This is a genomic window from Amycolatopsis camponoti (assembly GCF_902497555.1).
GTDB classification, from domain to species: Bacteria; Actinomycetota; Actinomycetes; order Mycobacteriales; family Pseudonocardiaceae; genus Amycolatopsis; species Amycolatopsis camponoti.
On record NZ_CABVGP010000001.1, the window covers coordinates 1,048,532 to 1,069,152 of the forward strand.

The 20,621-nt window shown below is 71.8% G+C and carries 16 protein-coding genes; 12 read left to right on the forward strand and 4 right to left on the reverse strand.

Going from position 1 to position 20,621, the window contains the following annotated elements; genetic code table 11:
- Positions 1-32: 32 nt before the first annotated feature.
- The 12 genes from AA23TX_RS05130 (at position 33) to AA23TX_RS05185 (ending at position 15,271) form a co-directional block, all read left to right on the forward strand.
- Positions 33-761 (forward strand): hypothetical protein, encoded by a 729-nt coding sequence (locus AA23TX_RS05130; protein WP_155541428.1) that lies wholly within the window; start codon positions 33-35, stop codon positions 759-761.
- Positions 758-1,543, forward strand: a complete 786-nt coding sequence (locus tag AA23TX_RS05135; protein WP_155541429.1) for an MlaE family ABC transporter permease — start codon at positions 758-760, stop codon at positions 1,541-1,543. The genes AA23TX_RS05130 and AA23TX_RS05135 overlap by 4 nt, the downstream gene beginning before the upstream one ends.
- Complete coding sequence (locus AA23TX_RS05140; protein ID WP_155541430.1) at positions 1,544-2,359, forward strand: MlaE family ABC transporter permease; 816 nt, start codon at positions 1,544-1,546, stop codon at positions 2,357-2,359.
- Positions 2,356-3,546 carry an MCE family protein gene (locus AA23TX_RS05145; RefSeq protein ID WP_155541431.1) on the forward strand — a complete coding sequence of 397 codons (1,191 nt, stop codon included), beginning with the start codon at positions 2,356-2,358 and terminating at the stop codon, positions 3,544-3,546. The genes AA23TX_RS05140 and AA23TX_RS05145 overlap by 4 nt, the downstream gene beginning before the upstream one ends.
- The gene (locus AA23TX_RS05150) at positions 3,543-4,559 is read left to right on the forward strand and encodes an MCE family protein (protein WP_155541432.1); all 1,017 of its coding nucleotides are present in this window, start codon (positions 3,543-3,545) and stop codon (positions 4,557-4,559) included. The genes AA23TX_RS05145 and AA23TX_RS05150 overlap by 4 nt, the downstream gene beginning before the upstream one ends.
- Positions 4,556-5,566, forward strand: a complete 1,011-nt coding sequence (locus AA23TX_RS05155) for an MCE family protein (protein ID WP_196425184.1) — start codon at positions 4,556-4,558, stop codon at positions 5,564-5,566. The genes AA23TX_RS05150 and AA23TX_RS05155 overlap by 4 nt, the downstream gene beginning before the upstream one ends.
- The gene (locus AA23TX_RS05160; protein ID WP_155541433.1) at positions 5,566-6,564 is read left to right on the forward strand and encodes an MCE family protein; all 999 of its coding nucleotides are present in this window, start codon (positions 5,566-5,568) and stop codon (positions 6,562-6,564) included. The genes AA23TX_RS05155 and AA23TX_RS05160 overlap by 1 nt, the downstream gene beginning before the upstream one ends.
- On the forward strand, positions 6,561-7,532 hold the full coding sequence (locus AA23TX_RS05165) for an MCE family protein (RefSeq protein WP_155541434.1): 972 nt from the start codon (positions 6,561-6,563) through the stop codon (positions 7,530-7,532). Before AA23TX_RS05160 ends, AA23TX_RS05165 begins: the two co-directional genes overlap by 4 nt.
- Positions 7,532-8,638: an MlaD family protein gene (locus AA23TX_RS05170; RefSeq protein WP_155541435.1), complete on the forward strand. Its 1,107-nt coding sequence runs from the start codon at positions 7,532-7,534 to the stop codon at positions 8,636-8,638. Before AA23TX_RS05165 ends, AA23TX_RS05170 begins: the two co-directional genes overlap by 1 nt.
- Positions 8,635-9,132: an Rv1363c family protein gene (locus AA23TX_RS05175; RefSeq protein WP_155541436.1), complete on the forward strand. Its 498-nt coding sequence runs from the start codon at positions 8,635-8,637 to the stop codon at positions 9,130-9,132. The genes AA23TX_RS05170 and AA23TX_RS05175 overlap by 4 nt, the downstream gene beginning before the upstream one ends.
- Positions 9,129-9,716: a hypothetical protein gene (locus tag AA23TX_RS05180; RefSeq protein ID WP_155541437.1), complete on the forward strand. Its 588-nt coding sequence runs from the start codon at positions 9,129-9,131 to the stop codon at positions 9,714-9,716. The genes AA23TX_RS05175 and AA23TX_RS05180 overlap by 4 nt, the downstream gene beginning before the upstream one ends.
- 281 nt (positions 9,717-9,997) lie before the next feature.
- Positions 9,998-15,271 (forward strand): type I polyketide synthase, encoded by a 5,274-nt coding sequence (locus AA23TX_RS05185; RefSeq protein ID WP_155541438.1) that lies wholly within the window; start codon positions 9,998-10,000, stop codon positions 15,269-15,271.
- 33 nt (positions 15,272-15,304) lie between these two features.
- Here AA23TX_RS05185 and AA23TX_RS05190 read toward each other — a convergent pair whose 3' ends face one another.
- From AA23TX_RS05190 to AA23TX_RS05205, 4 genes are all read right to left on the reverse strand, one after another.
- Positions 15,305-16,501 (reverse strand): PucR family transcriptional regulator, encoded by a 1,197-nt coding sequence (locus AA23TX_RS05190; protein ID WP_155541439.1) that lies wholly within the window; start codon positions 16,499-16,501, stop codon positions 15,305-15,307.
- 29 nt (positions 16,502-16,530) lie between these two features.
- Positions 16,531-17,886 carry a PucR-like N-terminal domain-containing protein gene (locus AA23TX_RS05195; RefSeq protein ID WP_155541440.1) on the reverse strand — a complete coding sequence of 452 codons (1,356 nt, stop codon included), beginning with the start codon at positions 17,884-17,886 and terminating at the stop codon, positions 16,531-16,533.
- 216 nt (positions 17,887-18,102) lie between these two features.
- The gene (locus AA23TX_RS05200) at positions 18,103-19,035 is read right to left on the reverse strand and encodes an alpha/beta fold hydrolase (protein WP_155541441.1); all 933 of its coding nucleotides are present in this window, start codon (positions 19,033-19,035) and stop codon (positions 18,103-18,105) included.
- A gap of 337 nt (positions 19,036-19,372) precedes the next feature.
- A complete protein-coding gene (locus AA23TX_RS05205; RefSeq protein ID WP_155541442.1) occupies positions 19,373-20,581 on the reverse strand; it encodes a PucR family transcriptional regulator in 1,209 nt (402 codons plus the stop codon).
- Positions 20,582-20,621 lie beyond the last annotated feature (40 nt).

Sequence of the window (20,621 nt, forward strand, 5' to 3'; positions counted from 1 at the left end):
CGTGAGTAACTACGAACCATGAGGAACTCCGGATGTCAGTGCTGACACGCGCGGTGCCGCTCCTGCTCGTGCTGGCGCTGACCGCGTTCTCGCTCGGCGCCGCGGAAGCCGCGCCGGGCGAGAACGCCATCGAGCCCCAAGCGGCCACGTCGATCCCGTTCGGGTTCACCCTCGGGGACGCACAGCAGCCCACCACGAGCCACGTCGCCAAGCTCGGCTCCGACATCGCTTTCCCACCGGGCACGTTCGACGGCGCACTGGGCGGCCTCACCAGCACCGTGCCGATCACCGGAAAACTGGCCATCCCAGCCACAAACGGCTACTTCGTCGCGTTCCGGTTCATGGCCACCACCGGCCGGGTCGAGATCATCCCGGACGGGGACGCCACGGGCACGGCCACCGTGCACACGGGCAAGGACAAGGACTGCAAGGCCACGCAGACGAACATCTGCGCCGACACCGACGTGACCGCGAAGGTGTTCATCAAGCTCTCGGACGTCGAAGTGGACGGCAAGGCCCTCGCCGTCGGGCCGGACTGCCGGACGGCGCAGCCCGCGGCGGTGACCATCAAGGCACTGGTGCCGATCTCGCTGCCGGCCCCGCCGGCGAAGGTGACCTCGACCTTCACCACGCCCGCGTTCGCCGGCTGCGTCGGGCACGAGGACCTGAGCCGGTTGCTCACCGGCCTGGTTTCGGGACCGGGCAACACCTTCGTCTCGAACCTCACGTTGCGCTGCTTCAGCACCGGGTGCAAGGCATGACGATCCAGGTGCAGCAGCGAGCCGCGAACGGCCTGCGCGAGTTCGGCCGCATGTGCGCGATGGGCCTCGACATCATCCTCGCGATGTTCCGCCGCCCTTACCAGGTGCGCGAGTTCGTCCAGCAGTTCTGGTTCATCGCCAGCGTTTCCATCGCGCCGGCGATCCTCGTCTCCATCCCGTTCGGCGCGGTGATCTCCCTGCAGCTCGGCTCGCTCACCAGCCAGATCGGCGCCCAGCAGTTCAACGGCGCCGCGAGCGTCCTGGCCGTCGTGCAGCAGGCGAGCCCGATCGTGACGACGTTGATCATCGCCGGCGCGGGCGGCAGCGCGATCTGCGCCGACCTCGGCGCGCGCAGCATCCGCGAGGAGATCGACGCGATGGAGGTGCTCGGCGTTTCGGCGATCCAGCGCCTGGTCGTGCCGCGGGTGCAGGCCGCCGTCTGCGCGTCCGTGCTGCTCAACGGCCTGGTCAGCGTGGTCGGCGTGCTCGGCGGCTACTTCTTCAACGTGATCATCCAGGGCGGCACGCCCGGCGCGTACCTGGCCAGCTTCAACGCCCTCGCGCAGCTGCCCGACCTCGTCGTCAGCTCGGTGAAGGCGGTGATCTTCGGCTACCTCGCCGGGGTCGTCGCGTCCTACCGCGGCCTGAACCCCAAGGGGGGCCCCAAAGGCGTCGGTGACGTCGTCAACCAGTCCGTCGTCATCACCTTCCTGCTGCTGTTCTTCGTCAACACCGTGCTCACCGCCCTGTACCTGCAACTCGTTCCGGCGAAGGGGACCTGAGTGGCCATCCTCGGCAAACCCGGCGACCGGCTGTTCGACCTCGGCGACCAGCTGCTCTTCTACGTCCGCGCGCTCGCCGCCGTCCCGCTCGCCGTGACCCGCTACTCCCGCGAAGTGGTGCGGCTGCTGGCCGAGGTGACGTTCGGCAGCGGCGCGCTCGCGGTGATCGGCGGCACGATCGGGGTGATGGTCGGGCTGTGCGTGTTCACCGGTGTCACCGTGGGGCTGCAGGGTTTCAGCGCGCTGAACCAGATCAACATCTCCGCGATGACCGGGTTCCTGACCGCGTACTTCAACACGCGCGAGATCGCGCCGCTGGTCGCCGGGCTCGCGCTGTCGTCCACTGTGGGCAGTGGGTTCACCGCTCAGCTCGGCGCGATGCGGATCTCCGAGGAGATCGACGCGCTGGAGGTGATGGCCGTGCGGAGCATGCCGTACCTGGTCACCACGCGGATCGTCGCCGGGTTCATCGCGATCATCCCGCTGTACGTCATCGGGTTGCTGATCTCCTACCTCGGCTCGCGGCTCACGACGGTCGTCTTCTTCGGACAGTCGGGTGGCACCTACGACCACTACTTCACGCTGTTCCTGCCACCCGGTGACGTCCTCTGGTCGTTCGGCAAGGTGCTGGTGTTCAGCGTCGGCGTGATCCTGACCCACTGCTTCTACGGCTACCGGGCCAGCGGCGGACCGGCCGGCGTGGGCGTCGCGGTGGGCCGCGCGGTGCGGACGTCGATCGTGCTGATCAGCGTGCTCGACCTCTTCCTGTCCCTGGCCATCTGGGGCGCGACGACCACGGTGAAGGTGTCGGGATGAGCCGGTTCGGCACGCAGCTCGCCGGGGTCGCTTTCCTCGGGGTGCTCGTCCTGCTCGGCTACCTGGCGGTCGCCATCTACGACAAGGACTTCGACGACTCCGAGCTGGTGACGCTGCGGGCGGACCGCGTCGGCAACCAGCTCGCGCCGACCGCCGAGGTGAAGGTCAAGGGCGTGCCGTTCGGGGAGGTCCGGGCGGTGCGCAGCACGCGCACCGGCGCCGAGATCGTCCTCGCGCTCGACCCGGCGAAGATCGGGACGCTGCCCGGGAACGTCTCCGCGCGGCTGCTGCCGAAGACCGTCTTCGGCGAGCGGTACGTCAACCTCGTGCTGCCGGACCGTCCACAAGGGAAACTCGGCGCGGGGTACGTCATCGCCCAGGACCGCTCGTCGAACGCGATCGAGCTGGAACGCGTCCTCGGCGACCTGCTGCCGCTGCTGCGCGCCGTCCAGCCGCAGAAGCTGAACAGCTCCCTCGGCGCGATCTCGCAGGCGCTCGACAACCGCGGGCAGCCGATCGGCGACAGCATCGTCAAGCTCCAGGACCTGCTGGCCCAGGTGAACCCACTGATGCCGCAGTTCAAGGCGGACATCACCGGGCTCGCGAACGCGGCCGACGTCTACACCGGCGCCGCGCCGGACATCCTGCAGGCGCTCACCGACCTCTCGACGACCGCCAAGACCATTGTGGACACCCGCGCGGACCTCGACAACCTCTACACGAGCGTCACCAGTGCGACCGGGCACCTGAACGACTTCCTGCGGAAGAACAAGGACAACATCATCGGCGTCTCGGTGGAAAGCCGGCCGTCGCTGGAGCTGCTTTCGCAGTACTCGCCCGAGTTCCCGTGCCTGTTCGACGCGGTGAACCGGCTCAAGCCGCTGATGGAGAAGGCCCTCGGCAAGGGCACGAACGAGCCGGGCCTGCACGTGACGCTCACCGTGCAGGACCCACGCGGCAAGTACGTGCCCGGCCGCGACACCCCGCGGTTCGACGCCACCGGCGGTCCGAAGTGCTACGGCGGCGGCGCGGCGGCCCCAGGAGACGGCGACCTCGGTCCGGCCAACTCGCGGGCCGAACGGCAGCTCGTCGCGGAGATCCTCAAGCCTGCACTGGGGGACGTGCCGGACTGGAGCAGTGTCCTGATCGGACCGGCGTTGCGCGGGACGGAGGTGACCGTCCGATGAGGAGCGTCGCGGGCCCCGCGATCAAGGGCCTGATCTTCTTCCTGGTCACCGCGGTGGCCACCGGGATCCTCGCGATCACCATCGCCAACTCCAGCGTCGGCGCCACCATCGGCTACACGGCCCGGTTCACCGACGCCACCTCGGTCAACCCCGGCGACGAGGTCCGCATGGCCGGCGTCCGGATCGGCCAGGTCGACGACGTGCACGTCGTCGACCACCGGCTGGCCGACGTCGGCTTCTCGGTCGACCGCACGCACCGGCTGACGGCGTCGGCCTCGATCACCATCCGCTACCGCAACCTCGTCGGTCAGCGGTACCTCTCGGTCGACCCGGGCGCCACCGACACGTCGCCGACCCTCGGCGAAGGCGCGCAGATCCCCCTCGAGCGGACCAAGCCCGCGCTCGACCTCACCGCGTTGTTCAACGGATTCAAGCCACTCTTCCAAGCGCTGTCGCCCGGCGACGTCAACCAGCTGTCGTTCGAGATCATCCAGGTCCTGCAGGGCGAGGGCAGCACGATCGAAAGCCTGCTGCGGCACACGGCGTCGCTGACGTCCACTTTGGCCGGAAAGGACGCCGTGATCGGCCAGGTGATCGGCAACCTCAACACGGTGCTCGACACCGTGAACGCCCAAGGCGACCAGTTCGACGCGCTCGTCGACACGACCGCGCAGCTGGTCACCGGCCTCGCGGCGGACGCGAAGCCGATCGGGCAGGCGATCGGCGGGCTCGGCGAGCTGACCACGGCCACCGCCGGGCTGCTTCAGCAAGGACGTCAGCCGCTCAAGGACAGCATCACCGCGCTCGGCGACCTGTCGAAGAACCTCGCCGACAACACCCCCGTGTTCCAGCAGTTCATCGACAACCTGCCGAAGAAACTCGACCGCATCGGCACGCTCTTCTCCTACGGCTCGTGGGCGAACTTCTACCTCTGCGCGGTCGAGTCCGACGCCCAGCCCGCGCCGGGCGGACCACCGCCGGGCATCCCCGTGACCGCCGCGAGGTGCCGATGAAACCGCCGCGCATCAAGCCGTTCCGGAGCCGCAACCCGATCGCCGTCGGCGCGGGGACCGCGCTGGTCATGGCGCTGGTCGGCAGTGCGACGTTCTTCTCCGACGACCTGCCGCTCGTCGGCGGCGGCACCACCTACAAGGCGGAGTTCCACGAAGCCGCGGGGCTCAAGCCGAACGACGAGGTCCGCGTCGCCGGGGTGAAGGTCGGCGAGGTCACCGACGTGCGGCTGGCCGGTGACCACGTCGAGGTGCTGTTCCGGGTCAAGGACACCTGGGTCGGCAACCGGACCACGGCAGCGATCAAGATCAAGACGCTGCTGGGCCAGAAGAACCTCGTGCTCGACCCGGTCGGCAACGGCGAGCTGAACCCCGACCAGCCGATCCCGCCCGAGCGGACCAGTTCGCCCTACGACGTCACCGAGGTGTTCAACGACCTCGCGAGCACGGTCGGGGCGATCGACACGAACCAGCTCGCGCAGGCGTTCCGCGTCCTGTCGGACACGCTCGGCGCGTCGGCGCCGCAGGACGTGCGAACGGCGTTCGACGGGATCGCCGCCTTGTCGCAAACGCTTGCGTCCCGTGACGACGAGCTGGTCAAGCTCTTCCAGAACACCAACCAGGTGTCGAAGACGCTCGGTGAGCGCTCGGATCAGATCCAGGCCCTGATCCGCGACGGCAACACCCTGCTCACCGAGCTGAACGCCCGCAAGGACGCGATCGCGTCCCTGTTCAGCGGCATCAAGAACCTCTCGATCCAGCTGCGCGGGCTGGTCGCGGACAACCAGAAGACGCTCGGCCCGGCCCTCGACCAGCTCGACCGCGTCGCCACCGTGCTCCAGCGGAACCAGGGGAAGCTGGAGGACAGCCTGCGCCTGGCCGGGCCGTTCTACCGGCTGCTCGGCAACGCCGTCGGCAACGGCCGGTGGATCGACACCTACATCTGCGGGCTCATCCCCACCGGCACCACGCCGGGCAGCTGCCTGCCGCCCAAGAACGGGGGACGCTGATGGCGCACCAGCTCATCGACCTGGGAGCCCGGGCGCGACGCCGGACGCGGCTGCGGGCGCTCACGCTCGGCGTCGTGCTCGCGCTCGTGGTCTCGGCCGTCTGGCCACTCGCGACCCGGCCCGCCGAGCGCACGCTGACCGCGTACTTCGCCGCCGCTGTCGGCATCTACGCGAACTCGGACGTCCGCGTCCTCGGCGTCGCGATCGGTTCGGTGTCCAAAGTGGAACCGAACGGCACCGACGTCAAGGTGACCATGACGCTCAAGCCCGACGTCCAGCTGCCGGCCGAAGCCGGGGCCGTCGTCATCACGCCGAGCCTGGTCGCCGACCGGTACGTGCAGATCACTCCCGTCTACCGGGGCGGGCCGCAGCTGGCCGACGGCGCGTCGATCCCGCGCGAGCGCACCGCGACCCCGGTCGAGGTCGACGACCTGCTCCACAGTCTCAACCAGCTGATGACGGCGCTCGGCCCGCAGGGAGCCAACAAGGACGGCGCGGTCAGCGAGGTCCTGACCAAGTCGGCGGAGTACCTGAACGGCAACGGCCGGACCATCGGCACGGCGATCAAGAACCTCGGCGAGTTCGCCCGCGCGGCGAGCGACTCCAAGGACGACCTGTTCGGTTCCGTCGACAACATCAGCAAGTTCACCGCGATGCTCGCCGCCAACGACGGGCAGGTCAAGCAGGCCATCTCGCAGATCGCGTCGCTCAGCGAGGTGCTGGCCGACCAGCGCGACCAGTTCTCCGGCGCGCTGACCGAGCTGACCCAGGCACTGAGCGTCGTCCAGGGGTTCATCAAGGACAACCGCGGCAAGGTCCGGTCGAACGTGGACAAGCTGGCCGACGTCACGAAGGTGCTGGTGAACCAGAAGGACTCCCTCGCCGAAGCCCTCCAAGCGGCCCCGAACGCCCTGACGAACCTGCTGGCCGCCTACGACCAGGCGAACGGGACGATCGACGGCCGCGGCAACCTCCTCGAGTTCCCGGAGCCGAAATGAAGTCCCTGGTCAAGGTCGTCGCGGTGGTGACGCTGGCGCTGGTCACCACCGGCTGCGGGCGCGGGGTCAGCGTCTACGACATCCCGCTGCCCGGCGGCGCCGCGCTCGGCGACCACCCGATCCACGTGACCGCGAGCTTCACGAACGTCCTCGACCTGGTGCCGCAGTCGGGCGTCAAGGTCAACGACGTGCCGGTCGGGCAGGTCGTCAAGGTCGAGCTGGCGCCCGACGGGCACAGCGCGTTCGTCGACCTGCTCCTCAACGGCGACGTCGACCTGCCGGGCAACGCCGTCGCGCGGCTGCGGCAGGCGAGCATCCTCGGCGAGAAGTTCGTCGAGCTGGCTCCGCCGGACGACGCGACGCCGTCGGGCCGGCTCCTCGACGGGGCGGCCATCCCGCTCGATCGGTCCACTTTGACGCCGGAGATCGAGGAGGTCTTCGGCGCGTTGTCGTTGCTGCTCAACGGCGGCGGCGTCGCGCAGATCCAGAACATCAGCCACCAGCTCAACGAAGCCCTCGGCGGCCGCGAAACCGCGGCGCGCAGCCTGCTGTCCAGTTTGGACGCCTTCGTCAAGGGCCTCGACGAGCACCGGACCGAGATCACCCGGGCCATCGAGAGCGTCAACAAGCTCGCGCGGACGTTGAACGCGCACACCGACCAGATCACCACGACGCTCAACGGCCTGACGCCCGGCATCGGCGTCCTCAACCAGCAGCGCGAGGCGCTGGTCGGGATGCTCAAGGCGCTGGACGGGCTGACGTCGGTCGCCGTCGACACGGTGAACCGCAGCAAGGACGACCTCGTCGCGGACCTCAAGGCCCTCGAACCGCTGCTGCGGAGACTGGCCGATTCGGGGGACAAGCTGCCGAAGGCGATGGAGATGATCTTCACCTTCCCGTTCCCGGACGCCGCGCTGGACGCCATCCGCGGCGATTACCTCAACGGGTTCCTCAAGGTGGGCCACTGATGCTGACCCGGTTCGTGCGCGTGCAGGTGACGCTCTTCGTCGTCATCGCCGTGCTCGGCGTCGCCTACGTCGGCGCCACCTACGCGGGTCTCGACAAGGTGTTCTTCGACCGCGGTTACACGGTGAAGGCGCAGTTCCCGACCGGCGGCGGCATCTTCACGAACGCCGAGGTCACCTACCGCGGCGTGCCGATCGGCCGCGTCGGCGAGCTGCGGCTGACCGCGGCCGGGATGGAAGCCGACCTCGAGATCGACTCCGGCACCGCGCCGGTCCCGGCCGACACCGAGGCCGTCGTCGCCGACCGCTCGGCCGTCGGCGAGCAGTACGTCGACCTGCGCCCGCGCACGGACGGCGGGCCGAAACTGCGGGACGGCTCGGTGATCACGCAGGCCGACACGAAGATCCCGCTGCCGGTGGACGTCGTCTTGTCGACAGTGGACTCCTTCGCCAACTCCGTGCCCCAGCCGGCGCTGCGCACGGTCGTCGACGAGCTGTACGACGCGACGTCCGACGCCGGCCCGGCGCTCGACCAGCTCGTCGGCCGCGGCATCGAGTTCGTGCAGGCGGCGAGCGCGCACGTGGCGCCGCTGACCCGGTTCGTCACCGACGCGCACGTCGTGCTCGACACCCAGGTGCAGCAGGCCGGCGCGATCCGCAGCTTCGGTGCCAACGCGAAGCTGCTGGCGTCGACCTTGAAACAGTCCGACGGCGACCTGCGCACGCTCATCCCGGCGGTGCCCGCGGCGGCGAACGAGGTCGGCGCGCTGATCCGCGATTCCGGGCCGCAGCTGGGGGTGCTGCTGGCCAACCTGCTGACCACCGCGGACGTCCTCGAAGCGCGCCGGGGCGGGCTGCGGCAGCTGCTGATCACCGCGCCGCAGGCGGTCGCCGCCGGCACCGCGGTCATCCGGCCGGACGGCGCGCACTTCGGGCTGTCACTGACCTTCTTCGATCCGCCGCCGTGCACCACCGGGTACACGACGCCGTACCACGACGGCCTCGACACCTCGGCCCGCCCGCTGAACACGGCCGCGCGCTGCGCGCTGCCGAAGGGCGACCCGACGAACGTGCGGGGTTCGCAGAACGCACCGGGAGGACGGCCGTGAAGATCTTCGTGTGGCTGGCCGCGGTCTTGGCGACCGCGGCGGCCGGGTGGTCGGGGTTCACCTGGTGGCAGGCGGCGCACGACGACGGCGTCGCGCGCGCGGTCGTCCGGGAGGACGCCCTGGGAGCCGGCCGGGCCGCCGTCGCCGGACTGACCACTTTGGACTACCGGCAGGCGGCGCCGGGGTACCAGCGCTGGCTCGACCTGTCGGGCGGCGCGCTGCACGACGAGCTGGCCGCCGATCGCCAGGGCAGCCTCGACCGGATCGCGCAGGCGAAGACCGTCACCACCGGCAAGGTGACCGACGCGGCGGTGACCGAAGTGGACACCGGCGCGGGCACGGCGAAGCTGATCGCGTCGGTCGAGCTGGTGGTGGCGCCCGACGGCGGGGACGCCGTGACGAAACGCAACCGGTTCCAGGCCGACCTGACCCGCGGCCCCGACGGCTGGCGGGTCACCGGCTTGGGACAGGTCCCGACCGGGGAGGCGCCATGACCGTGCCCACGAAGAAGCGTTCGGTGAAGGTCGCCGGCCGTCACCACGAGCCGGCGCCGGAGCTCCCGGAGGAGGAGGTGGCGGAACCCCGTCGCCGGGTGCCGTGGGTGGCCGTCGCGGTCGCCGTCGTGATGGCGGGGCTCGCGGTGTGGTTCACGCTGGAGGCGCGGAGCACGAACGCCGTCGTCACGCACAACACCGCGCTTTCCGACGTCGCGGGCACCGCGGACGCCGGGAAACAGGTCAGCGCCGCGCTCGGCACGCTGTTCTCCTACCGCTACGACGACCCGGCCAAGAACGAACGGGCGGCGAAGGATCTCCTCAGCGGTCCCGGGCTCGCGCAGTACGACCAGCTCTTCGGCCAGGTCCGCACGCTCGCCGCGGAGCAGAAGCTCGTGGTCACCTCGACCGCCGTCGCGTCCGGCGTGAAGCTGCTGGACGGCGACCGCGCGGCGCTGCTCGTGTTCCTCGACCAGACCGGCACGCGCGGCGACGGGCAGCACAGCACCGGTGCCGCCCAGTTGAGCGTCACGGCCGAACGCGTGGCCGGGAAGTGGCGCGTCACCGGGATGTCCGCCGCGTGACTATCACGGTGACAACACGTGGTGCCCGTGCCGCAGTGAGCGAAATGACAAAGTATTTCCGCGCATTCCCGGGTCGTTGACAGGGATTCAACGGGGGAAATACGGTGAATCACCGGCCCGCCGCGAGAAATGCGCGAGGAATCCATGCTCACGAGTTCTGAACGGGTCTTCGGCGAAGCTGCCGCGCTTTCCCTCCGGGACACCGGTGGGCATGGGGTGGTCGATATCGTCGAAGAACCCGCCCGGTACCCCGGCGTCCGGCTCATCCCGGACGGCCGGCGATGACCGGCCCCGGTGAGCTGCGCCGGTGGCTCACCGAGCGGATCGCCGGGCTCACCGGTGTCGCACCGGAGCACCTCGACGCACGCGTCCCGTTGGCCGAGCTGGGCTTGTCGTCACGGGACGCGGTGACCGTCGCGGCCGAACTCGGTGAGCGGCTCGGCCGCGAACCCGATCTCGGCTTGCTCGGACGGCATCCGTCGATCGCCGCGCTGGTCACGGCGCTGGCCGGACCGGATACCCGGCCGCGGACCGCGGAGCCCGTGGCCGTGCTCGGCGTCGGCTGCCGGCTGCCGGGCGGCATCGAGTCGGCGGACCAGCTGTGGCACGCGTTGCTGACCGGCGCCGACGTCACCGGGCCGCCGCCCGACCCCCGTCCGGGCGACTTCCTCTCCGACGTCAACGGGTTCGACGCGGCGTTCTTCGGGTTCGACGCGGCCGAGGCAGCGGCGATGGACCCGCGCCGGCGGTTCCTCCTGGAGACGACGTGGGCGGCACTGGAGCACGCCGGTATCGCGCCCGGCACCCTGCGCGGCAGCCGGACGGGAGTGTTTGTCGGGGCTTCGGCCGCGGACCACGCGCTGTTCGCGGCGTCGATGATCGCGAACGGGGTGTCGGAGCGGTTCGACCTGCGCGGGCCCAGCGTGGTGGTGGATACGGCAGGGTCGTCGGCGCTGGTGGCCGTCCACCAGGCGGTTCGAGCGTTGGCCGCGGGCGAGGCGGACCTGACGCTGGCTGCCGGGGTCCAGGTGCTGTCCCCACCACCGCGCGACGGCACGGTGTACGGCGAGGGGTGCGGGGTGGTGGTGCTGAAGCGGCTCACCGACGCCCGCAGGGACGCGGACCGGGTATTGGCCGTGATCCGCGGCAGCGCGACGGGCTGGGCCGCCCAGGAGCAGATCTTGGCCGACGCTCATGCTGTCGCCGGGTCGAGCTTGTCTACTGTGGACTATGTCGAGACGCAGGGAGGCTCGGCCGAGGCGCAGGCTCTCGCCCGAAACCGCTCTCTGCAGCGGCCCATGCTGGTCGGTTCGATGTCGGGCAGCTTCGGTGATCTCGGCGCGGCATCGGGGATCGTCGGGTTGATCAAGGTGGTGCTGGCCCTGTGGCACGACCGGCTCCCGCCATCGCGGGTCCGGTTGCCGAGTGGGAACGAGCCCGCGACGGGGCACGATCAGTTCGTGCCGTCGCCGGGTCCGCCAGCCAACACGGCTGAACTCGCGGCTGGGCGCGCTCGGCTCGGGCCCGCACCTGGTCGTGACCGCCACCCGAGGGCCTCGCCCGGCGACTCGCCTCGGCTGTCCCCTGTGGACAAATCCACCGGCTGGCCCCGATACGCCGGAACCGCGCGCGCCGGTGTTTCGGCTTCCGGGGCCGGTGGCAGCGGAGCACACGTCGTCGTCGAGGAATGGCCGAAACCGCTGGAACCCGCCACTCCGGGCTCGCGGTGGAACGGCCGGCCGCAGGTCTTCACCGTCTCGGCCCGGTCGGAATCCGCCCTGCGGCGGCGGGCCGGCGACCTGGCGGACTGGCTCGCCGGGCCCGGCCGTGTCACCGCCCCGGGTGACCTCGCCGCCGCGCTCGCCCGGCGGCGGGAACACCTGCCTCTGCGGGCCGCTGTTGTCACGTCGTCGCGGGCCGCGCTGGTGGCGGGCCTGCGCGCCCTCGCCGACGGTGGGACCACGAAGGACGTCGTGCGGGGCACGGCCGGTCAAGTGCCGCCGCGCCCGGTCTTCGTGTTCTCGGGCGCCGGGGCGCAGTGGCCCGCCATGGGACGGCGGATGCTGGGCGCCGAGCCCGAATTCCGGGCCGCGGTGGGCGCGCTCGAACCGTTGTTCCTGGCCAAAGCCGGTTTCTCGCTGCGGGGCGCGTTGCGCCGGCCGTTCGGTGATCCCGCCGTGGTGCCGCCGCTCGTGTTCGGCCTGCAGGTCGCCCTGGCCGGGTGGTGGCGAGCGCACGGCGTCGAGCCCGCTGCCGTGCTCGGGCATTCGGCCGGTGAGATAGCGGCGGCCGTCGTGGCCGGCGCGCTCGACGCCGGCGCCGGGCTCGACATCGTCGTCAGCCGGGCGAACCTGCTCTCGCAGCTGCCCGCCGGGACGATGGCCGTCGTCGAGCTGTCCGCCGCCGAGGTGCGCGCGCTGGACTTTCCGGGCATCACGGTCGTCGAGCACGCGTCGCCGGCGCAATGCACGGTCGCCGGCACCGCCGAGGACCTCGCCGTGCTCGTATCCCATGTGGACGGACTCGGCCGATGGGCTCGCCGGCTGGCCGGAACCACGAACTCCGCCGCCGTCGAAACGATTCTGGACCGGTTCCGGGCCGGGCTCGGCGACCTGCGGCCACGACCACCCGAGACGGCCTACTACACGAGCGTGCTCGACGACCCGCGTGCGACACCCGCGTTCGACGCCGGTTACTGGATGGCCAACCTGCGGCGTCCGGTCCGGTTCACCCAAGCCGTCGCCGCCGCCGTCGCCGACGGGCACCGGTGGTTCGTCGAGGTCTCACCGCACCCGATCGCGCTGCCCGCCGTCGAGCAGACGGCCGGGAGCGTCCGGACGCTGCCCACCCTGAGCCGGCGCGACGGCGAAGAAAACGCTTTCGCACGTTCCCTGGCCGAACTGCACACCGCCGGGCACCCGGCGGTGCTCGATCGGCGGTACCCGGAGGCGCCGGTGCTCGACCTGCCCCCACCCCCTTGGGAGCGCCGGACGTTCCGGCCACGGCCGGCCGGCCATCCGCTGCCCGGCGCCCGCGTCGAGGTGCCCGACGAGGGGCGCCACCTGTGGCAGACGACGATCGTCGCTGAAGAGCTGGACGAGCACCGGGCGCACGACGTCCCGGTCTTCCCGGCGGCCGGGTTCCTGGAGCTGGTCCTGGCCGGCGCCCGGGAGCGGTTCGGCACCGGAAGCGTCCGCGTCGACGGTCTCGAGGTGCACCGGATGCTCGCGGTGACCGGGGAAACGGTGCTCAGCACGGAAATCCGGGACGACGGTGCCGCCGTCGTGCGGGCGAAGGCCGGAGCGAGCTGGGTCCGCCACGCCACGGCGTGGGTCTCGGCCGACACCGAACCCGCACCGGCCATTCTGTCCGAAGTGGATGAACGAACTCGTCCAATCGCACCGAAGTCCGGCCTCGCGGGCACTCTCGCCGCGACCTTGCCCGAAGGCTCGCTGCCTGACGGATTCGGCCGCGTCCGGCTGCTCGGCGACCCGGGCCGGGGCGTGCGGTGCCTGGCCGACGACGCCGGCACCGTGCAGCTCGTCACCCGAGACGGCGAGGTCGTCGCCGACTTCCGCGACATCCGCCTCCAGGCTCCCGGCACCGTCCCGCTCGCCGCCCGCGCGTTCGGGATCACTTGGCCACGAACGCCGTTGCCGCCGGTCCCCTCAGGGAGGCGGAATTCGTGGCTGCTGCTCACCGACGAGCACCCGGCCGCGCTCGGCCGGGCCGTCGCGCTCGCGTTGGCGCTGGCCGCCGCCGGAGACGAAGCGCTTTCCCTGCCGCAGGACGACCTCGGCGAGCTGCCCGCGTTCCTGGCCGAGCGGCCGGTGCGCGGCGTCGTTTTCCTCACCGGGGCGCCGCACGCCTACCGTGATCCCGAGGACGCCCAGGACCTGCTGCGCACCGTGCGCTCGGTGCTCGCCCGCCTGGCCTTCGACATCCGCTTCCACCTGGTCACGCAGTCGAGCGGCGAGCCGGGGCTGGCGTTCCTGCGCGGTCTGGTGCGCGTGCTCGCTTTCGAGCGACCGGAACTGCGGGCGACGCTCGTCGACTGCGACGCACGGTCCGAGGTGGACGTTCTCGCGCGCGAACTGCGTTCGGGCGCGCCCGACGACGAGGTGCGCTGGCGCCGCGACGTCCGGTACGCGGCCCGGTTGACCCGCGTCCCGCTCGTCGACGGCGTGTCGACCGGGCCGGGCGCGTACGTGGTCACCGGCGCGCGGGGATCGGCCACGGCGCGCTGGCTGGCCGGCAACGGTGCGACCCGGATCGTCCTTTGCGGACTGTCCGGTGACGACATCGGACTGTCCGGAGTGGACGTCGTGGTCGTCGCCGGAGACATCGCGGAACCCGGCGTCGCGGAACGGCTCGTCGCCGCCGCCACCGCGGACGGCCTGCCGCTGCGGGGAATCGTGCACGCGGCAGGCGATGACGTCGCGTCGCTCTGGCGGTCCAAAGTGCTCGGTGCGCGACGGCTCCACGACGCGACCGCCGACGCGCCCCCGGACTGGTGGCTGCTGTATTCGTCGTCGGCGTCGTTGATCGGTGCGCCCGGCCGGACGGCCCTCGCGACCGCGGACGCGTGGCTGGACGCGTTCGCCACCTGGCGGCGGACGCGCGGGCTGCCCGCGACGACGGTGAACTGGGGCGCGGATCCCGTGCTGGACCCGATGCCGGTGGCCGAGGCCCTCGAAGCCCTGCCCGCGGTGCTCGCCGCGGACCGGTCGTCGGTCGGGATCGCGCGGCTCGACGCGGGCCGCGTCGCCGGGCGGTTCCCGGAGCTCGGCCGGCGGCCGTTCTTCTCGGCCGTGCTGCCGGCCGTTCCCGTGCCGGAGACCGCACACGAGCGGCTCACGACGATCGTCGCCAGGCTGCTCGGCGACGCGGTACCCCGGGACGTTCCGCTGGTCGAGCTGGGCCTGGACTCCCTGACGGCGATGCGGGCGCGGGCGGCGGCCGAGCGCGAATTCGGCGTGACCCTGCCGGTGCCGCTGCTGCTGGGCGGCGCGAACCTGAAAGACCTCGCCGAGTACGTGACAGGCACCCGGGCGCCCGTCGCCACCCCCGACCGGCGGCCGGGGATTCCGCCGCTGGTCCTGTTCGGTGAGTCCATGGTGTACCGGCCGCTCCTGGACCGGCTCGAGGGCGTTCCGTGCCGCGGCGTCGAAGCGTCCGATGTGGAGGGTTGCGTCGCGTCGCTGCGGGAGGTGCAGCCGTCCGGGCCGTACCGGCTGGGTGGCTGGGCGGCCGGCGGGGTGCTGGCGTTCGAGACCGCGCGACGGCTGGCCGCATCGGGCGAACGAGTCGACGTCGTGGTGCTCTTCGACTCCGAAGCGCCGCTCGGAGCGGAGTCGTACGCGGGCCGCGTCGTGCTGTACCGGGCGGCGGACGCGGCCGCGGCGGGCTGGGCCGCGTGCTGCGCCGACTTGCACGTCGAGACCGTGCCGGGGGATCACCGGACGATGCTCGACCCGCCGCACGTGGCGGTGCCGGCTCGACTCCTCGCCGCCGAGCTGGCCGGCCGCACGAGCCCCGGCATCACCCCGGTCTGAGAGGTCGGCCCGCGTATCCGGAGGGTCGGACAGCTAGGTCAAGGTGGCGCGGAGGGCGAGGATCATCTCGAAGCGGTCGTCCGGGTCGCGCAGGTGATCCGCGAACAACGTCTCCAGCTCCTGGGCCCGCGCGCGGACCGTCTGCGGGTGGATCGCCAGGCGGTCCGCCACCTCGCGGACGTTGCCGCACGTTTCCAGCCACGCCAGCAGCGTCCCCGCCAGCCGGTTGTACTGCTTCGGGTTCAACGCCGTCAGCGGGGCCAGCCGGCGGCGGGACACCTCCGTCGCGAGGAACGGCTCCTTGCGCAACCACAACGTCGCCAGGTGATCGTCGCACCAGGTCAGCGGCTCGTCCGGGAGGACTTCGGCCGCCGCCAGCCGCAACGCTTCCTGAGCCGTCGCCAGTGACCGCGCGGCCTGGCGAGGGGGCACCGGCGGGCCGACCGCGGCCCGGTGGCCGGCCAGCGCCGCCGTCAGCTCCGCACGGTCCGGCGGTGCCGGCAGCAGCAGCCGCGGCATCCCGTCTTCGAAGTCCTCCAGCACGTCCGGCCCGGCGATGTCCACCGGCCCGTCCAGCGCCACGGCGACCAGCCGGTGCGGCAACGGCCAGTCTGCCGCCGTCGCGGCTTCCTGGACCGTCCGCGACGGTGCCGGCGGGTCCGCCAGCAGCAGGTCCAGCAGCCGGCGGCGACGCCGTTCGAGCGCGCCCGCCGCCCGGGCCTGCGCCGCCGCGTGCCCTTCGATCGACAACGCCGACAGCTCGTCGATGTAGGCGAAGATCGCCTCGGCCAGCAGGCACAGCGTCGGCGACGGCACGCCCGCCCGCGTCCCCACCTCGGCCATCCGCCGCCAGGTGACGCGCGCGCCGACGCGGTAGGCGGCTTGCAGGACGTCGAGGTTGCGGCCCTGCGCCAGCTCGTGCACGCCGAGCCCGACGAACAGCTTCCGGCGCGAGTCCGGCAGCGGTCCGGACGCGGCGATCCGGTCGATGAACTGCAGGATCGCCCCCTGCACGCCCGCCCGCAGCGCCTTGCCGAAGGCGCCGTCGAGCGGCCGCGCGTAGTCCGGGATGGTCCGCTGGATCTCGCGCAGCACCTCGTCGGCGACGTCGAGCATCCGCGGTCGGAACACCGCGGCCAGCTCCCGGGGGAGCAGGGCCCACAGCTGTCCCGGCCGGCCGTCGCCGCCCAGCATCGGCCCGAAGGTCGTTTCGCCCGACGGTCCCGTCACACGCCACACCACCTCGTCGCCTGAGGGAGCTAGGAATCGAGCAGGGCCTCCGCCCGCAGCGCGATCTCCATGTCGAGCCGGTCGTCGGCGTTGTTGAGCCGGTCGCCGAACAGGTCGATGAGCTGGTGCATGCGGTACCGCACGGTCTGCGGGTGCACCTTGAGCTTCTTGGCGATCTCGGGCGCGCTGCCGCGGGACTGCAGCCAGATCAGCAGCGTCTCGCCGAGGCGCGCCCGCTGCTTCGGGGTGAGGTCCCGGAACGGCTCCAGGCTGCGGGTGCACAGCTCGCGGACCAGGAACTCGTCGGCGAGCAGCCACAGCGTGGACAGGTGGTCGGTGCAGCGCGTGACCGGCGCGTCCGGCAGCACGCCGCGCTGGACGAGCTTCAACGTCCGGCGCGCCCACAACAGTGACCTCGGTGCGTCGGTGAGCCGCACGGTCGGGCCGATCACCGCGCGCCAGCCGCCCAGCCGCTCGGCGAGGTTCTTCAGGTGCTTCTCCGGGTCGCCGGTGACCAGGCACGGCTCGCTGCCCTCGAGGTCGACGAGGACGTCGGAGTGCAGGTCCGGCGCGGCGAGGCTGTGCTGGTCGGCACGCGGTTCGAGGGCGACGACCGTGACCTCGGCCGGCGGCGCCCACTGGGCGGTCGCGGCCTGCGCGCTGATCGTCTGCGGGGCCGACGGCGGGTCGGCGAGCAGCAGTTCGAGCAGCCGTCTCCGGCGGCGCGCGCGGGTGCCGGCGGCCCGGGTCTGCGCCGCCGTGTAGCCCTCGATCGAGAGCGCGGAAATCTCGTCGACGTAGGCGAAGATGGCCTCGGCGCTGGTGCACAGCGTGTCCGCGGCGACGCCGCTGGCCTGCCCGAACTCCGAGATGTGCCGCCACGCGACGCGCCCGCCGACGCGGTAGGCCGTCTGCAGGCAGTCGAGGCTGCGGCCCTCGTTGAACTCGATCTTGCCCAGGTTGCGAAACACGGTCGTCCACGTCTCGAGCGCCACGGCACCGGGGGTGCCGACACTGTCGAGGCACTGGATGATCGCCTGCCGGACACCCTGCGTGATGATGTGCCCGAACGCGCCTTCGAGGGGCTGGCGGTATTCGGGCACCGCCCGCTGGACCTCCTGCAGGATGGCGCGGGCCAGCGGGTCGACCCGCGGCTTGAAGCGGATCGCCAGCTCGCGGGGCAGCGACGCCCAGAGGCCGATGGCGCCGGAAGCGCGCCCGGGCCGGGGTTCCCCCGAGGTCCGCTGGGTCGGTGGGTAGGTGGTCCTGGGCCGGTCGGCCGACACGGACTGCTGCCGGTACGCCGGTCCGGAAGAGCGTTCGCCAGGGTGAGGCCGGCCCGCCCGCAGTGCGGCGGTGGCAAACCCGGTGTCCACGTCGGTCATGTGTTTTATCCTTGCTGGCAACAAAACTGGCCTCTTCGTCGTCGAAGCCGGTCCGGATTTTGTGGCTCAGGCAACATAATTTCGCGCGAACGGCACTGTCAACGGGTTCTCCGCTGACTTTGCGGTAACCCGTCCGGACTACACCCGAACGGGTGGAACGGCGCGGTGAGAGGTGACACTTCCGCTTCGGGCGGATGGTGCGCGAGTGACAACTTTTCAGCGGGGCTCGCGCACCGGATTCCGGGCGATCAGGCGCTCGACGACGTCGTCCAGGGTCAGCCGTGCGGGTTCGGTCCCTCGGACGAACTCGTTCAGCAGCAGGCAGAACCCGTCCGGATCGGACACATGTGGAAAGTGTTTCGCGTTTTCCCGCACGGTCAATCGGCCGTTCGGCAGCACCTCGGCGGTCCGGCGGCCGTGGCTCAGCGGGATGAGCGGGTCCCGCGCACCCCAGACCAGCAGCGTCGGCACGGCTTCGGCCAGGTAGAGCTTCTCGACGGCGCTCGCGCGCTGCCCGCGCAGGTCGATGAGGCTGCGGGCGATGAAGAGGAACGCGCGCCGCCGCGCCGGGTCGGCCAGTGAGCCGAAATGCCTGGCCAGCTCCCGTGTTTCAGTTTTCAACGACCCGCCGAGCCGGCGTCCCAGGCGGGCCGACGCCCGCGCGATCGCGAGCGTCACGCGGTTCACCGTCAGTGCCAGCACGGCGGGTGCGCCCGGCAGCGCCGTGGCCCGCAGCACCGGGCTGACCTCCGGGCCCAGCCCGGCGCTGCCGACCAGCACCAGCCGGTCGCACATTTCCGGGAACTGGTAGGCGAACTGCATCGCGACGCCACCACCGAGAGAGTGGCCGACGACGGTCGCGTGCCGCACGCCCGAAACCGCCAGCACGTCCCGCACGGTGCTCGCCATCGCGCCGAGGCCGTAGTCCGCGCGCGGCGCCTCCGATTCGCCGTGGCCGGGCAGATCGGGCGCCAGCACGCGGCGGCCCAGCGCGGCGCACCGCGCCAACACCGGCGCCCAGGTTTCGGCGCTGCCCGCGATCCCGTGCAGCAGCACGATCGCTTCGTCGCCCGCACCCGGCGGCGGCAGGTGCTCGTGCAGCCGGATCCGGCGGCCGTGGAGGGTGAGCGTGTACGTCTCGAGGGTCATCGGCGGCCTTTCTCGCGAACCCGAAAATAGGGCATCCGACTACTCGCACGCGGTGTGGTGAACACCACTGCGCCCGAATGCGGGTGCGCGTGACAAGAACGGCGCCGGAAAGGCGATCGAGGGTGCGCGTTCTCGCGGTTTCACCGGTAATGCGGATCGACATTCCGCCGGTATCCGCGTATTCCTCGAAGGCATGGTCGCAATGACGCACCGGACGCGCTGATGTCCTGCCGCGCGAGTTTTCCGTCCCCCGGTCAGCGGCTCCGGCCGCCGCGGCCGGGGCGCCGTCCGTGGCGGCGCGTGCTGCCGATGCCCGTGCACGCGCTCGACCGCGCCCTCAGCGCTCCCGCTCACCGTCCGGCCGGTGCGCGCGCATGAGCCGCTGAGCACGCAGGGCGAGCTGCATGCCGAGGCGGTCGTCGGCGTCCTTGAGCCGGTCGCCGAACAGCTCCTCCAGCTGCCGCAGCCGGTTGCGCACGGTCTGTGGGTGCACGCCGAGGCGCTGCGCGATCTCCGGTGCCCCGCCGCGCGTCTCCAGCCAGGCCAGCAGCGTCTCGCTGAGCCGGTCGCGCTGCTTTTCGCTGAGGGAGGCGAACGGGTCGAGGCTCTGGCGGGCCAGCTCGGCGGCCAGGAAGTCCTCCGCGAGCAGCCAGAGCGTGGCGAGGTGGTCGCGGCACCAGATGATCGGGCCGGGGATGTCCGGGCCGGACAGCAGCAGCGCGCGGCGGGCGGTGCGCAGCGCGGCCGGGGCGTCGGCCAGCGGCACGGTCGGGGACACCGCGGCCCGCCAGCCGTCGAGCTTGGCCTCCAGGGGCGCGAGGTCGGCGTCGGGATCGCGGGTGAGCAGGTGCGGCTCGGGGCTCTCGAGGTCGGCCAGGACGCCGTCGCCGAGCAGGTCGGCCGGGAAGTCGGCGGCGTCGGGGCCGCGTTCGAGAGCGACCATCGCGGCGGTCTCCGGCAGCGGCCAGCCCGCCCCGCCGGCGAGCCCGGCGATGCTGGTCGCCGCGCCTTCGGGGCCTTGGACGATCAGCTCCAGGAGCCGTCGCCGCCGGACCGGGACGGCGCCCTCGGCCTCGGCCTGCGCCTGCTGGTAGCCCTCGATCGCGGTGGCGCACAGCTCGTCGACGTAGGCGAAGATGGCCTCGGCGGCGACCGAGATGACGGCCGGGTCGACCCCCGCGGCGACGACGCCGGGGTGCATCGCCCGCCACGCCACCCGGGCCCCGATGGTGGCGCTGTCCTGCAACGCGTCGAGGTTGCGGCCCTCGGTGAACTCGATGCGGCCGCGCCCGCGGTAGAAATCGACCCAGTGCTCGTGGGACAGGCCCGGCTCGCCCATCGAGTCGATGCAGTGCCGCACGGCGTACTCGACGCTCTTGACCAGGACTTTTCCGAACACGCCCTTGAGTGGCTGGCCGTAGGCGGGGACCGTGCGCTGGACCTCCTGGATCATCGAGGCCGCGGCGTGCCCGACGTGCGGGCGCAGGCCCGCGCCCAGCGCGCGCGGCAGCGAGGCCAGCAGGCGGAAGCTGCGGTACTCGACCACGAATCCCCCTTCGAGTTCGTCCGGGCGGAGCAGAGCGTAT

Excerpts from the sequence above, each read along its gene's own strand:
- AA23TX_RS05150 (WP_155541432.1), top strand. The coding sequence starts at position 3,543 with ATGAGGAGCGTCGCGGGCCCCGCGATCAAGGGCCTGATCTTCTTCCTG.
- AA23TX_RS05170 (WP_155541435.1), top strand. The coding sequence starts at position 7,532 with ATGCTGACCCGGTTCGTGCGCGTGCAGGTGACGCTCTTCGTCGTCATC.
- AA23TX_RS05195 (WP_155541440.1), bottom strand. The coding sequence starts at position 17,886 with ATGACCGACGTGGACACCGGGTTTGCCACCGCCGCACTGCGGGCGGGC.
- AA23TX_RS05130 (WP_155541428.1), top strand. The coding sequence starts at position 33 with ATGTCAGTGCTGACACGCGCGGTGCCGCTCCTGCTCGTGCTGGCGCTG.
- AA23TX_RS05180 (WP_155541437.1), top strand. The coding sequence starts at position 9,129 with ATGACCGTGCCCACGAAGAAGCGTTCGGTGAAGGTCGCCGGCCGTCAC.
- AA23TX_RS05165 (WP_155541434.1), top strand. The coding sequence starts at position 6,561 with ATGAAGTCCCTGGTCAAGGTCGTCGCGGTGGTGACGCTGGCGCTGGTC.
- AA23TX_RS05200 (WP_155541441.1), bottom strand. The coding sequence starts at position 19,035 with ATGACCCTCGAGACGTACACGCTCACCCTCCACGGCCGCCGGATCCGG.
- AA23TX_RS05185 (WP_155541438.1), top strand. The coding sequence starts at position 9,998 with ATGACCGGCCCCGGTGAGCTGCGCCGGTGGCTCACCGAGCGGATCGCC.
- AA23TX_RS05155 (WP_196425184.1), top strand. The coding sequence starts at position 4,556 with ATGAAACCGCCGCGCATCAAGCCGTTCCGGAGCCGCAACCCGATCGCC.
- AA23TX_RS05145 (WP_155541431.1), top strand. The coding sequence starts at position 2,356 with ATGAGCCGGTTCGGCACGCAGCTCGCCGGGGTCGCTTTCCTCGGGGTG.
- AA23TX_RS05160 (WP_155541433.1), top strand. The coding sequence starts at position 5,566 with ATGGCGCACCAGCTCATCGACCTGGGAGCCCGGGCGCGACGCCGGACG.
- AA23TX_RS05135 (WP_155541429.1), top strand. The coding sequence starts at position 758 with ATGACGATCCAGGTGCAGCAGCGAGCCGCGAACGGCCTGCGCGAGTTC.